General features: G+C 56.6%; 12 protein-coding genes and 3 pseudogenes. 6 read left to right on the top strand and 9 right to left on the bottom strand.

From position 1 onward, the window contains the following. Positions 1–30 precede the first annotated feature (30 nt). Positions 31–177: a hypothetical protein gene (locus tag ABC395_RS22930; RefSeq protein WP_413006137.1), complete on the bottom strand. Its 147-nt coding sequence runs from the start codon at positions 175–177 to the stop codon at positions 31–33. A gap of 103 nt (positions 178–280) precedes the next feature. Continuing rightward, positions 281–778, bottom strand: a complete 498-nt coding sequence (locus tag ABC395_RS22935; RefSeq protein ID WP_413006138.1) for an Hsp20/alpha crystallin family protein — start codon at positions 776–778, stop codon at positions 281–283. Between the two features lie 154 nt (positions 779–932). Here ABC395_RS22935 and ABC395_RS22940 point away from each other — a divergent pair, with 154 nt between their 5' ends. The 5 genes and pseudogenes from ABC395_RS22940 (at position 933) to ABC395_RS22960 (ending at position 3,367) form a co-directional block, all read left to right on the top strand. Continuing rightward, positions 933–1,160, top strand: coding sequence for a spore germination protein (locus ABC395_RS22940; RefSeq protein WP_413006139.1), 228 nt, complete (start codon positions 933–935; stop codon positions 1,158–1,160). Next, positions 1,157–1,309, top strand: a pseudogene (locus tag ABC395_RS22945) (spore germination protein GerPB); the annotation flags it as partial. The gene ABC395_RS22940 and the pseudogene ABC395_RS22945, both read left to right, overlap by 4 nt. 691 nt (positions 1,310–2,000) lie before the next feature. Continuing rightward, on the top strand, positions 2,001–2,699 hold the full coding sequence (gene gerPC, locus ABC395_RS22950; protein WP_413006140.1) for a spore germination protein GerPC: 699 nt from the start codon (positions 2,001–2,003) through the stop codon (positions 2,697–2,699). Continuing rightward, positions 2,696–2,878, top strand: coding sequence for a spore gernimation protein GerPD (locus tag ABC395_RS22955; RefSeq protein ID WP_103996429.1), 183 nt, complete (start codon positions 2,696–2,698; stop codon positions 2,876–2,878). The genes gerPC and ABC395_RS22955 overlap by 4 nt, the downstream gene beginning before the upstream one ends. Positions 2,879–2,881: 3 nt before the next feature. After that, on the top strand, positions 2,882–3,367 hold the full coding sequence (locus tag ABC395_RS22960; protein ID WP_413006141.1) for a spore germination protein GerPE: 486 nt from the start codon (positions 2,882–2,884) through the stop codon (positions 3,365–3,367). On the opposite strand, the gene ABC395_RS22965 is transcribed toward ABC395_RS22960, so the two are convergent. From ABC395_RS22965 to ABC395_RS22995, 7 genes and pseudogenes are all read right to left on the bottom strand, one after another. Further along, on the bottom strand, positions 3,349–4,047 hold the full coding sequence (locus ABC395_RS22965; RefSeq protein ID WP_413006142.1) for a response regulator transcription factor: 699 nt from the start codon (positions 4,045–4,047) through the stop codon (positions 3,349–3,351). The two genes, ABC395_RS22960 and ABC395_RS22965, sit on opposite strands and share 19 nt — an antisense overlap. Continuing rightward, positions 4,044–5,522 (bottom strand): sensor histidine kinase, encoded by a 1,479-nt coding sequence (locus ABC395_RS22970; RefSeq protein ID WP_413006143.1) that lies wholly within the window; start codon positions 5,520–5,522, stop codon positions 4,044–4,046. The genes ABC395_RS22965 and ABC395_RS22970 overlap by 4 nt, the downstream gene beginning before the upstream one ends. Positions 5,523–5,741: 219 nt before the next feature. Next, positions 5,742–6,482 carry a VOC family protein gene (locus tag ABC395_RS22975; RefSeq protein ID WP_413006144.1) on the bottom strand — a complete coding sequence of 247 codons (741 nt, stop codon included), beginning with the start codon at positions 6,480–6,482 and terminating at the stop codon, positions 5,742–5,744. 120 nt (positions 6,483–6,602) lie between these two features. Beyond that, a pseudogene (locus ABC395_RS22980) lies at positions 6,603–7,581 on the bottom strand (ABC transporter ATP-binding protein). Positions 7,582–7,612: 31 nt separating this feature from the next. After that, complete coding sequence (locus ABC395_RS22985; RefSeq protein WP_413006145.1) at positions 7,613–8,533, bottom strand: D-alanyl-D-alanine carboxypeptidase family protein; 921 nt, start codon at positions 8,531–8,533, stop codon at positions 7,613–7,615. Between the two features lie 207 nt (positions 8,534–8,740). Continuing rightward, positions 8,741–9,536: pseudogene (locus ABC395_RS22990) on the bottom strand (ABC transporter permease). After that, positions 9,533–10,309, bottom strand: a complete 777-nt coding sequence (locus tag ABC395_RS22995) for an ABC transporter permease (protein WP_413006146.1) — start codon at positions 10,307–10,309, stop codon at positions 9,533–9,535. The pseudogene ABC395_RS22990 and the gene ABC395_RS22995 overlap by 4 nt, the downstream one beginning before the upstream one ends. Before the next feature lie 205 nt (positions 10,310–10,514). Between ABC395_RS22995 and ABC395_RS23000 the strand changes: the two genes are divergently transcribed. Further along, positions 10,515–13,619, top strand: a complete 3,105-nt coding sequence (locus ABC395_RS23000; RefSeq protein WP_413006147.1) for a PAS domain S-box protein — start codon at positions 10,515–10,517, stop codon at positions 13,617–13,619. Positions 13,620–13,675: the final 56 nt, after the last annotated feature.

Below are 13,675 nucleotides of genomic sequence, written 5' to 3' on the forward strand. Positions count from 1 at the left end.
ACCATCTTAAGCGGTGCGTTTTTCGACCGGCTATGACTGGCTCCGACCGGCTCCGACCGCCAATGGCACGCTTTCCGGCAGGCCGCCCGGATGATCGCACTCCGCGTCTTTCGTCAGCATCCGCATGAACGATGCAAGCTTGTCAACCCGCTGCCCCAATGATTGCCGTTTCCGCATCTTTCGTTCCGCCGCCCGGCCGAATCAAAGAAGCCAACGGCCTGAAGCCTGCTTTCGGCACAAAAAAGAAACCGGTCCCTTATAGGCCGGTTTCTTTTTCATTTTAATACTCGATATACGCTTCATGGTAACTGTCTTTATACCTCCGCCTGCGCACCTGTATTTGCAGAACGCCTTCCTTGTAAGTGGCCTTCGCCGTCTTCGGAAGAACCGGGCTGGGCAGCTTTATGATTTTCCTCGGTTCGTCCGTCAGTCCGAGAATTTTGACATGGCTCGTTTTCACCAGTACCTGCAGCGAACGCGGATCTTCGCGTTTCGGAATTTTAAGACGGACGAAAACGTCCGTATGGGTTTCGAACGTATCGCCGTTAACGGGTTCTCTCCCCTGATGGGACGATGTCCTCTGGGTCTTTTGCTGTGGTTTGGACGGCGTCTGCTGAACATCCGCGTTCATCTGGGGCGGCGGTGGCAGTGTACGGTCGAAAACGTCACGCACAAACCCTTCGATCCATTTGATATTCTCAATATATTTCTGGGGCTGATCGAGAAATTTTTCGACATGCTCCCATTTAAGCCATTTATTCATGTCCGGCTGATTCATCGCAGCTCCCCCCGCTTCTTCTGCATTATATGAACGCGGACCGCCCTGAGGTGAACATTCTTTGCAGAAACCGTTAAATCGCCGAAAGCAGTATGAACATCTGGGCGCTCCCCCACATAAGCTATAAAAGAAGACGCAGCAAAGGAGAACGCCTATGCCGGCCATCGTCGGAAACGTAAAGATACTGACTGTAGGCCCCAGCTCTGTCGTTCAATTCGGGGACTGCCTGGTCATATCTCCCAACAGCACATCAAAGACGTATGCAGGAGCAGGTTCTTTTAATACCGGTGATTTACCGCATGTATATAATGCTGTCAGCGCCACAAATACGAACGACGGTGATGCCATCGAAGCCGAGGCAAATAAAACGGCGACGGCATGAGCTGGACCATTCACCAGACGATTACGATCCATCAGCTCCGGGTCGATGCCGTGTCCAACTCGTCCGTCCTGCAGGTCGGGAGCGCGGGCAGCATTCGTGCGCTCTCGAACCAGTACAACACGGGCGGCTTCACCGCTCCCGCTCCGGAAGTGGGCAAGGGCAGCCTGGCCGGCTTCGGCGGAGCGGCCGGCGGCGGCCTTCCCGGTGCCGCCCCGGGAGGCGAGCCTTCCGGCACGGCCGGTCCTGCCGGGCAGGGCGCGCCCGGCAAGCCGGCGGCGGGACCCGGCTCCGCCGAGGCAGATGCGGCGGCGGGCGACGGAGCGGGCGGCCTGCTTGGTCCGGGCCCCCACCTGCAGCCGCCGTTCCCGCCGTGGATGCCGTGGCGGCCGCCGCAGGGCCGGGGCGGCAGCCGATGCGCCGCCCGGGCGCCTCATAGGCCGGAGCCTGCCGCGAGGCTCGCAGCCGGCATGGCGGGCGTGGCCGCTCGCGCGGGAGCAGCAGGCGGCGCGACCCACGCGCGGGGCGGCGCTGGCGCCCGCTGCCACAAGCCCGCGGCTGCGGGCACCGCGGCGTTTCGCGCAGGACCCGGCTGGCGCTCGTGCCGCGGCGCTGTGCACGACCGCTGCAAGGCGTGGCCCATGCGCGGACCGACGCAGGGCGCGGCAGCAGGCAGTGCGGCCGCTCGCGCGGGTCGCGCCGGTGGTCGTGCCCCGCGCACCGTGCACATCCGCTGCAATCGCGCGCCGATCTGCCGTTTACCCGGCCGTTCCGGCCGCATCACACTTCCGCCGGAGGTAAGCTCCGGCGGCATTTTTGCGAAAGCGAAAGAGAGGTGAGCTTATGTACGGCTACGGGCCCGGCGATCCCAATCTGTATGCCTACCAGCTTCAGCAGATGTGGACGCATATTCAGCGCCAGGAAGCCCGCATCGCCAAGCTCGAAGAAAACGCCGCCGCGATGCGCGGAGAGATCGAGGAACTGAAACGGCAGCGCGGCATACATATCGACCGCATCGAGTACAAATTCGATCAGTTGAAAGTAGAGCAGCTTGACGGCACACTGACGATCGGCGTCTCGCCCGCGGCCGTGGACGAGATCGAGGATTTTGCCGTAAACGGAATGGACGCCGGCTCCCCGGATAACGAAGATCCGTCTTCCGGCGGCTTCTATCCGCATGAGAACCGGGAACCCGCTCCAACCGGCGAAGCCAGAGCATCCGCTGACGAAGGAGCCGCCAACCGGCACCTTCACGATTTTCTCGACCGCGAAGCCATGGAAGAGCTGATTGAGCTGGCGGCCAAGCGCCACTTGAACATAGGGGCGGATGAGAGCAGACGGGTTATGGACGATTTGCGGCGGCAGATCGAAGCGAGAGTCCGGCAGTATGCTTCCTCTCCGGATCTCTTGCATGGGGGCGGACAGGAGCCGCCGGGGAGCGCAACATGGAAACTTATCGAAAAAACAAAAGCCGACATACGCGCCGGCATCCGCAATTATTTGGCTCATTATGAGGAAGGAAAAGGAGATGGACATCCGTGAAGGTAGATTTGTATGTGGAAAATAAATGTCTGCAGGTAGGCTCCGTCTATATCATCGGGGTATCCAGTTCTTCGACCTTCCTTATCGGGGACACGGACTCCATCACCGCATCGTCCATGTTCGATACCCCTCCGGAATCGGTCATTGTGGGACCTCTCGTTCCGCTGCCCCATACCTGATCCATGGCCAGAAGGCTCGTTTGGCTCGCTCAGGCAAAGGTACTCTCGGTCTCCAGCGCTTCGGTTTTCCAGGTCGGCGACAACGGCGGCATACACAGCCGGTTCAGAGCGCTTGCCCTTCAGCGGGAAATTCCCGTTTATCTGGACGAAGAAGGCGCGTTCGAAGCGTATTCCCTCTTCGCCCGGCCTTATCCCGAAGTACGGTTCCCGCCGGAAGCGGTTAAAACAACCTGCAATCTCGGCCCTATCCGGGTAGGCCCCGTCAAAGTGCTCGGCGTATCCGCCTCTTCGGTGATGCAGGTTGGCGGCAGCGGCCCGGTCAGCCTGCAGGCGCGGATCAAGCATATCCGCCAGTTCCGGCCGATCGGCCCTTACACCAATCCGACCGGCACGATCGCTTACACCGGTTCGGGTGAAAATCTTGAGGCCGAAAGCGGGCCGCCGGAACCCGGGGCCTCCCCTTTGAACCCTTACGGCTTGAACCGGTAACCCGCTCCCCAAATCGTCTCGATATAGGCGGGGTCCGACGGGTTCGGCTCGATTTTCTCACGGAGCTTGCGGATATGAACCGTGACGGTCGAAATATCGCCGATTGCGTCCATGCCCCACAGATGATCGAACAGCTGATCTTTGCTGAACACGCGGTTGGGATGGGTAGCCAGATGGGTCAGCAGATCGAACTCCTTGGTTGTGAAAGGAATTTCTTTGCCGTTGACATAGACCCTTCTGGAAGCCCGGTTGATAACGAGACCACGGATACGGATTTCGTCCTTGTCCTGATCCTGCTGCCCTTTCAGCCTCTCATACCGGGACAGATGCGCTTTCACGCGAGCTACCAGCTCTCCGGGGCTGAACGGCTTGATGATATAATCGTCGGCTCCCAGGCTGAAGCCCCGTATTTTATCCAGGTCCTCTTTTTTGGCGGAAACCATCAGAATCGGAATATCCCGTTCCACCCGGATCCGCTCGCAGATGGCAAAGCCGTCGGTGCCCGGCAGCATCACATCCAGCAAAATAAGATCGTAGTATTCGACGAGAGCCCGCTTAAGGCCCGTTTCGCCGTGATGCTCCATATCGACCGTAAATCCGTCCAGCTCCAGATAATCGCGCTCCAGCTCGGCAATGCTTACATCGTCCTCGACGATCAGAATGCGTCCGCCTTCTTTCATGTTGCCATCCTTCCTTTCTCTTTCCGGTTTTTGCACACGGTAAATTGAATGGTCGTCCCTTCCCCGAACCGGCTGTTGGCCCAGATCGTGCCTCCGTGCTCTTCCACGATCTGTTTCGCGATGGCGAGACCCAGCCCGCTCCCCCCGGTTTGCGAGCTGCGCGACGGGTCCCCCCGGTAAAACCGGTCAAAAATATGGGGCAGCACATCGGACGGGATGCCCTGCCCGTTGTCGTGAATGCCGATTACTACGAATTCCGGCCGCTCCAGAACGAAGATACGGATGTGCCCTTCCGGCTTATCCCGGTACTTCTGGGCATTTTCCGTAATATTCGTGAGCACCCTCCTCAGCTTTTCCCTGTCGATTACGACCGGAAGAGGCTCCTCCGAAGAGAGTTCAAGCGTAAGCCTGATTCCCTTTTTCTCCATATCGAACTGCATGTCTTCGACGCAATCTTTCAAATAAGCCGTTAAATCCGCCTCCTCGAACTGAAAAGGCAGCTTACGCAAATCCAGCTTGGAGTACAGAAACAGCTCGTCGATCATCCGGTCGATATCGACCGTTTTGGAATAGACCGTCTGGAGATAGCGGTCGAATTTGGCCTGGGAGTTCGTAACGCCGTCCATAATTCCCTCGACGTAGCCTTTGATGGCCGTCACCGGCGTTTTCAGATCGTGGGAAATGTTCGAGATCAGCTGCTTCCGGTTCTCTTCGTACTGCATTTGAAGCTCGATGGATTCTTTAAGTCGGCGGCGCATCTCTTCGAAAGATACCGCCAGTTCGCCGATCTCGTCGCTGGAAGCCGGACGCACTTCAATATCCAGCCGCCCTTCCTTGATATGCTCCGCGGAACGCTGCAGGGCGCGGATCGGCGTAATCAGGCTTCTCGACATCAGGTACGTCATCATCCCGTTCGTCACTACGAGCACGGCGATCAGCACGGCAAGGAAAATAAGACCGTATTTGATAAAATATTTTTTGCCGATCGTATCGTGCGTCCCGATAAAAAAGCTGCCTTTCCCCCCGTCGGGAAATGCAAAATCGTGGTGCCTCAGCAGATAAAAATTGTTCTCGAGCTGAGAATCCGTCAAGCCCGAATAGTAACTGAACGCCGGCAGCGAATTCAGCACGTCCGGGTGATTCATCCTCGGTGAAATATACAGGATCTGCTCGTCTTTACGGATAATAAGCCCCATGTTTACGCGTTCCACAAGAGCCTCCCACTGTTTCCACTGCTCGGGATCGCCCGCGCTTCCGGGGTCCTCCGCGATGGCGCTGCGGATTTTGTTGTAATTGTGGTCTTCCATCTGGGCGACTTCTTTGAGCGGATTGCCGTGGGTAATGTCGATGTGGTACTCCCGTTTGAGATCCTGGATGAGCATAAAATACAGCCCGGTTACCGTCAATCCGACCAGAATAAGCGGGATTACCAGCATGGCTATGTAAGAAAGCAGCAGCCGGGTACGGATGGACATGAACGTATCCCCCTTGCTTTGATTTTCGCTTGTGAACCGGCCGGTCGTTTAACCGGGTACAGCCGGCGCCGCCGTAAAAGCTTATGTCCTCAATATACTACGCCGCAGGCCGTGCGGGAAGCTCAGTCACCTGCGCAAAGATAAAAGGGTCCGCCGGCTCAACCGGAACAGACCCTTTCGCCAAACAGCAGACCCTTTTGTAAAAACCTGATATACCGTTCAATTTACCTGTAAAATGCCGATGACGCCTATTTCGTTCTCGTCGGGATCCAGCAGGCCGAACCGGTCCCGGTTGAACTCTCTGGTGAGCGCGGACAGTTTTATTCCGTCGGCCCGCAGCGTTTCGAAATCGTTCCGGGGATCCGTCGATCCGATCGTAAACGCCATATGAGACAAGGCGGTAAATCGCGGAGTCTCAAACAGGCATACGTTAAAATTGTCGAAGGAAACCGCTTCCACTTCCTGTTCCAGGGCAGGCGGCTTGTAAGCGAACCGGTGAAGTACCACGGCGCCCAATTTGCTCTCGTACCACTGCACGGAACGCTGCAAATCCCGGACGGGCAGGAAAGCCCCGCCAAGCCGGATGGCTCCTTCGCTCCCGGCGTGAGCTTCTTCTCTCCAGCCCACTACGCCGATGGGATTGCCGTCCGGATCGCTGATTTTGAAGCACTGCATATGGTGAAAAGGAGCGAGCGCTTCCACGATCTCCACCCCGCTTCCGGTCATGGCCTCATACGACTTCTCCGCGTCGTAGACGTTCACGTTGAAGGGAGCGTCGTCGTACCGGTTAAGCTCCGCCTGCTCAACCAGGGTGAGACAGGTCCCTTCGAGGAAGGAGAGTCTGGCATGCCGTTCGTCCCGGCCCAGTAAACGAAGGCCCAGCACCTGCTCGTACCAGGGCACCGACCGCTTCAAATCGGTGACGGGCACGAATACATCCACCAGTTTGGTAAAAGTCATTGTAATTCCTCCTGAGCGTTGATGGAACTCCGGGCGCCCCTTGTCTCGCTGCGCCCTCCAACCTGTCCCGGACGCCCGGAATTTCTCTAGATTTCTTCATCCATTGTACCTTGTTTTGTACTAATACACACGATGTACAATATCTTCGAAATCCGGCTCCTGCATATGTACGTCGGCAATTTCGCCCCATCCGCCCGCAAGCTGCAGAACCTCCATCGGGCCGATATCCGTGCGGTTAAATTCCAGCACCAGCTCCCCTTCCCCCGCCGCATTGACGCGGAACGGATACTCTCTCCCCGCCTCTCCGCCGCCAAAATCGTACGCTCCCCGGTACCGGATCGTCATGATCGTCGGCAGTCCGATCCGATGCCGCATGCCTTCCACGGTACCGTCGTATCCGATGTTTCCGCCGTTAATAACGATTACCCTCTCACACAAGCTGCTCGATATCGTCCATATCGTGCGTAGTGAGCAGAATCGTTTTACCCGCCTCCCTGTTCAGCTTATGCAAAAAGCCGCGGATGCTTTGCTTGGCCGCCACATCCAGGCCGATCGTCGGCTCGTCGAGGAAGAGGATATCCGGATCGTGCAGCATGGCTGCCGCCAGATCCGCTCTCATCCTCTGACCGAGCGAGAGCTTGCGGACCGGCGTATCCATAAATTCGCCGAGGCCGAGCAGTTCGCCGAGTTCCGCAAGCTTGCGCTTCAGGTCCTCGTCCCGGACCCGGTACATAGCCCCCAGAATCTCGTAGGAATCCCGGACCGGCAGGTCCCACCAAAGCTGGCTTCGCTGGCCGAATACCACGCCGAGCTTGGCGACCACCCGCCTGCGGTCGCGCTGCGGGCTGAGGCCGGAAATCCGCACTTCTCCCGAAGTCGGATGCAGAATGCCCGTGAGCATTTTGATCGTCGTGGATTTTCCCGCTCCGTTAGGACCGATAAACCCTACGAAGTCTCCCCGGCCGATCGTGAAATTAACGTCGTTCACCGCCGTTTTGGAAAGGTATTCCCTGGATACCAGGCTCCGAAGACCGGCCATCCGCCCTTGACGGACGACCGGCGTACGGAATGTTTTGTTTAAATTCGTCGCGGTAATCAGTAATCTCCCCTCCTTCTGTTCGCGCCCCCATTCAGCGCATCATGTCTTTAATCCATTCCGTCAGAGTCCGGCTTGTGCCGTAGCCGTAATTGAACAGTTTGCGTGTTTCTTCGAACCGCTTCTCCGCCGTTTCCGTTCCCATTACGACAGAGACCAGCCTTTTGCCGTCCCGGACCGCCGTTCCCGTAAAACAGTAACCGGCCTGATCCGTAAACCCGGTCTTCAGCCCGTCGGTCCCCGTATAGGAAAAGGAATCTTTCGTACCCGGAAGCATGCGGTTGGTCGTTTTCAGCGTCCCGAACCTGCCCGGCATGGCATAGTCCGCTTTGGCGGTCAGCTCCAGGATTCCGGGATGCTCCCGGATGAGATAAGCCGCAAGTTTGGCCGCGTCTTTAGCCGTCATGAGCGTCTCATCCGAATTTTTCCGGGGAGCGAAGGGCCCCAGGTCAGCTCTTGTCAGCCCGCTCGCGTTGGCGAATACCGTTTTGCCTGACAGCCCGATTTCTTTCGCCTTCGCGTTCATCTTCACGACAAATTCATCCTCGGTTCCGCCGAGATGCTCGGCCACCGCTACGGCGGCATCGTTGGCGGACACGATGGCCATCGCGGCCAGCATATCTTTGAGGGCAAGCTCCTCCCCGGTCTCAAGCCCGATCTGGGCACCGGTCACCTCGCTGGCGTACGGGCTCGCTTTCACCCGATCCTCCCAGGAAGCGCGGCCCGCCTTCACTTCCTCGTAAACGATCAGTTCCGTCATCATTTTGGACATGGAAGCCGGAGGCAGACTCTCCTCCGCGTTCCGCTCGTAAATCACGCGTCCGCTCTCCGCTTCCATCAGCAGAGCGGACCTGACCTCAATATCGGGCACCGCATTTTTTCTTTCGTTCCATAACCAGACACCGGCCGCCGCAAGGACAGCCATCAGCAGGGTTCCTCGTTTGATCCGTTTCACGTTCGTCACTCCGCTCCTTCGGTTCTTGTCTATCTCTCTCTATGTAGAGAAGACGAACCAGGCTCCCAAAAGGACTCGCCTCCTTCGTTCATACGAATCCGTTGCGGAAGGACGGCAGGCTCCGCTGACATCAGGCCGCAGCCGCACGGCCGTTCTGTCTGAGGGAAGGAGCGCACGATCCGCGGCAAAACGGCATCACGGCTTCTCCTACGTTCCCGTACTCTGGTAACGTGAAATGCCCAGCTTCCACAGCCTGCCGGCCAGCAGGACGAAGACGAGGGCCATGACCGCTACCGCTGTCAGCGCCCATGTGCCGTATTCATGCCGGATGATGACGGAAGCCGGCACATAGTTGGCCAGTCCGACCGGGAGGAACGTCAGCAGAATGTAGCGGAGCCAGCCGGGATACACGTCCAGCGGATACTGGGCGGCGGATCTTGCCGCGTCCTCCGTTACGTTCTGCAGCTTCTTCGATCCGGGTCAGCCAGAAACCGGCCGAAGCCGTGGCCAGCCCGATGGCGAACAGGATAAGGGCTCCGGAGCCGATGGCCGCGACTGTCAGCGGAACGGCCTGCCATCCGATCTGGCCCGCCCGCATCATATGGGACATCGCATACGCGAGGATGAGCAGGCCCTGCCCGAATTCTCCGACGAGCAGACGGAAATTTTGAGTCATCAGCACGAAAAGCACCGGCAGAGGCCGGATCAGAAGAGCGTCCATATCCCCGCTCACCAGATACTTTTCCAGGTGATGCACATCGGAAGCCAGGGACCGGTAGATCGCTTTGGACAGCATAATGACCGCGTACAAATAAGCCACCTCATACAGCGACCAGCCCTTTACGCTTCCGAAACGGTCCAGCACGAGCGCCACCATCAGAAACTCCGCCGCATTGACGAGGGCCGCCATCAGAGAAGAAAAAATAAAGTTGAACTTGTACTGCATCCGGCTTCTCAGAGAGGCTCGGATCAGCAGCACATACATCCGCAGTCCGCTTCTCATCCTCCCTGCACCTCCAGCTTTCTGCGCATTCCGCCTGTCGCCAGCAAACACAGCCCGGTAAAAAGAACGCACCAAAACAGCGCTGCCGGCAGAGCGGCAGGCGTCGTTCTTTCCGTGAACAGCGACACCGGAACGTACAGCAGATAAGGATACGGAGTCAGCCAGCTAAGCTGGCGAAGCCAGGCGGGAAGCCATTCCAGCGGGATAAAAAAGCCGGAAAGCAGCATGGAGAACGCATAGTTCACCCAGTAAAGCCAGCGGGATTCGGTCGTCCACATGGCGGCGGCGCCGATCAGGTAATTCATGCAGATGGAAATATAAGCGGCGAGCAGGAGCGATAGAGCGGTCCAGCCGTAAACGGAGAGCTTCCCGGGAACCGGGATCGAGAACAGGAAAAAATAGAGGATGTAGATCGGAAGAAATTTGTACACGAACTGGTAAGCGATCTGTCCCCATTCCCGGTACATCTTATGCAGAAACAGGGGAACGGGACGCATCAGATCCAGGGCAATTTGTCCGGTGCGTACGGACTGCTCCATGCCGAGACCGTTCGTGATGAAGAGCACCAGCCATAAAGAGGCCTGGTTAAAAGCGATATAAGCGGTCATTCCTCGGACTCCGTATTCACCCAGCGAATGACTCTCGCCTATACCTGCCCATAAGGACACGTACACAAATCCGAACATAAAACTGGACACGTTATGAATCATATGCGCGCCCCGGTACTGCAAATTCCGCGCGTAAGCTTTACGCGCCAAGACAGCAAAAAGCATCCAACACCTCCGGTTCATCAGTAGACGATCGTTTCAGCGTGAAATGCGTGTAGAGGGATTTTATCTTACCAAATGCCGCCAATAAAAATCAACCCTGAATTAGATTCAATTTACCCTTTCCGACAGTAAAGAAATATAGGATGATAAACAGGAAGCCGGATTCCGCGGCCGAAAGATTTTGAAGGTAAGAAAGGAAGCTGTCACCGTGGAAATAACCAAAACCGCTAAGCTTAAAAAGGCGATCTCGGAAGGCGGCATTTATAAATCGTTATTTCAGCACCATCCCGATGCTATCTACGTCATGGATACGCAGGGACGTTATCTGGACGCCAATCCTTCCGCAGAGCGGATCAGCGGCTATTCCAGAGAAGAATTCATAAGCCTCGGCCGTGAAACTCTTTTTAGCGAGCACGTCGAACAGGGCAGAAGCTATTTCGAGCGGGCTCTTCGGGGAGAAACGCCGAGTTTCGAGGTAGAATTTTGCCGGAAAGACGAGGCCGTATTCCATGTGGACATTACTTATATTCCGATCGTCGTGGACGGAGAAATAGTCGGCGTTTACGGAATGGGCCGGGATATTACGGAGCAGAAGACCGTCCGCAGTAAGCTGCTGGAGTGCGAGGCGCTGTACAACCTGATCTCCGAAAACGCCGGCGACATTATTACGTTTACGGACCCTCAAGGGATTTGCGAGTATGTGTCCCCCTCTATTTATAAACTGCTCGGGTACGAGCCCGGTGAAGTCGTCGGCACCTCCATCGGCGATTATTACATTCCCGAAGAAATCAGACCCGGCTGCTCCGAAAACCCGGGCGAAGACGCCGACCTGCTGACGGGCCGTTTCCGGCACAAGGAAGGGCATTACCTCTGGTTCGAAACGACCGTGAAAGCCGTCCGCAACGCCGAAGGACAGGTAGAGAAGATTCTCGGCATCGGCCGCGATATTACCGAACGCAGAAAAATGGAAGAAAGGATACGGGCCAGCGAGAAGCAGTACCGGCTCATTTCCGAAAATTCACTGGATTTCATTTCGCGGCATTCCGCCGACGATCAGGCCGTCTATCTGTATGCCTCCCCCGCCTGCCGATCTCTGCTGGGGTACGAGCCGGAAGAATTGATCGGCATGAGCGCATACGACTTTTTTCACCCTGACGACGTGTTTCTCGTCACCGAATATTTACAGGCCAATCTCGCCGAAGTCGGCATGTATACCGTCTCCTACCGCATCCGTTGCAAGAACGGAGAGTATATCTGGTTCGAAAGCAGCGGCCGGTACACCTACGACGAGAACAGCGGGGCCGTCCAGGAAATTATCGCGATTTCCCGGGATATTACCGAACGCAAGATAGCGGAGAACAAACTGAAAGTAAGCGAGCAGAGATACAAGTCCCTCTTCGACTATAATCCGTCCAGCGTCTACTCGTTCGACCTCGAAGGCAACTATGTTTCCTTAAACGCCAATCTGGAAAAAATGACCGGATTCACCCGCGGAGAACTGCTTCATCATTCGTTTGCTTCCCTAATTGAGCCTTCCCTGCTGGAAAAAACTTTAACCCATTTCCACAACGCCAAACGGGGCATCCCGCAAAACTACGAAACCACGCTGATTCGCAAAGACGGGTCGCTCATCGATATCAGCGTCACGAACGTTCCGATCGTCGTCGACGATGAAATCGTGGGTGTGTACGGAATTGCCGGCGATATTACGGAGAGTAAAAAATATGTCAAAGAAATCGAGCACCTGAGCTATCAGCATTCCCTGATTCTCGGGTCCGTGTCGGAGGGCATTTACGGCCTGGACCGGGACGGCAACGTCATGTTCGTGAATCCGGCGGGAGCGTCGATGCTCGCTTATTCGCAGGAAGAGCTGATCGGGATCAATATCCACGACGGTATCCATCATACGAAAGCGGACGGAAGCGATTATCCCCACGAAGATTGTCCGATTCACGCCACAATGCTGGACGGGCTTTCCCGGCTTGTCCAGGAAGAAGTTTTCTGGCGGAAGGACGGATCAAGCTTCCTTGTCGAATACCGGGTCAATCCTCTCTACGACAAAGGGGAGATTATGGGAGCGGTCGTCGTTTTTACGGATATCACCAATGAAAGAGAAATTATCCGCGCCAAAGAAATCGCCGAGCAGGCCGCCCGGGCGAAATCGGAATTTCTTGCAATGATGAGCCACGAAATCCGTACCCCGATGAACGGCATCATGGGCATGACCGACCTTCTTCTCGATACAAGGCTAGACGATGAACAGCGGGATTATGCCGACATCATCCGTGAAAGCAGCGACGCCCTGCTGCAGATTTTGAATGACATCCTGGATTTCAGCAAAATCGACGCCGGTAAAATGACGCTCATTACGGAGCCCTTCGATCTTCACGCTGTCGTAAAAAGCACACTGGAGCTCTTCGCTCCGAAAGCCGCCGAGAAAAAGCTGGAGCTTATCTCCAGGATCGAGCCCGATGTTCCGCATTTGTATACGGGGGATGCCTCCAGGGTAAGGCAGGTGCTCGTTAACCTCGTCGGAAACGCGCTCAAATTTACGGACAGCGGCTCTGTCACGGTCTCCGTGGAAAGTCTGGCCGCCGTAAACTCCAAGCCCGTCCTGCTCGGGTTTTCCGTCGCCGACACGGGAGTCGGCATTCCCGCCGGCAAGCTGGACCACCTGTTCCAGTCATTCTCCCAGCTGCATCCGGTGCTGAACCGCAAATATGGCGGAACGGGACTCGGTCTGTCAATCTGCAAACGGCTTGTCGAGCTTATGGGCGGCACGATCTCCGTGGAAAGCACGGAGGGAACCGGGTCCGTGTTCCGCTTCACCCTTCCGAACGCGCAAATAAATAAGGAAGAAACCGAAGAAGAACAGGCGCTTGGCGAGGAGCAGCAGGATTGGATGATCACCCGGCTGAATTCCCGTCCCGCTCCGCTCAAAATTCTCGTGGTGGAAGATCACCCCGTAAACCGTCAGTTGTTCATCAAGTTTCTCGAAAAGCTCGGCTACGGGGCGGATATCGCGGAGAACGGGATGGAAGCCGTGGAGGCCGTTACAAGGACGGAATATGACCTTGTTTTTATGGACATGCAGATGCCCGTCATGGACGGTCTGCAGGCCACCCGGCTGATCCGCCGGCTGCTGCCTCCCGGCCGTTATCCCGCCATTATCGCCGTTACCGCTTCCGTTCGTCCGGCCGACAAAGAAAAATGTCTGGAGAGCGGCATGCAGGATTTCATCTCCAAGCCGATTCTCTTCGAGGAAGTGAAACGGGTATTCAGAGAGTGGGGCCGGAAGAACCCCGATCAATAAACCTCCTCGCGTCTACTAATCCGATTCATTCGGAGCTCTGCCGGGTAACGATGGGT

Source organism: Paenibacillus canaveralius, assembly GCF_047238265.1.
In the GTDB taxonomy this organism is placed as follows: domain Bacteria; phylum Bacillota; class Bacilli; order Paenibacillales; family NBRC-103111; genus Paenibacillus_F.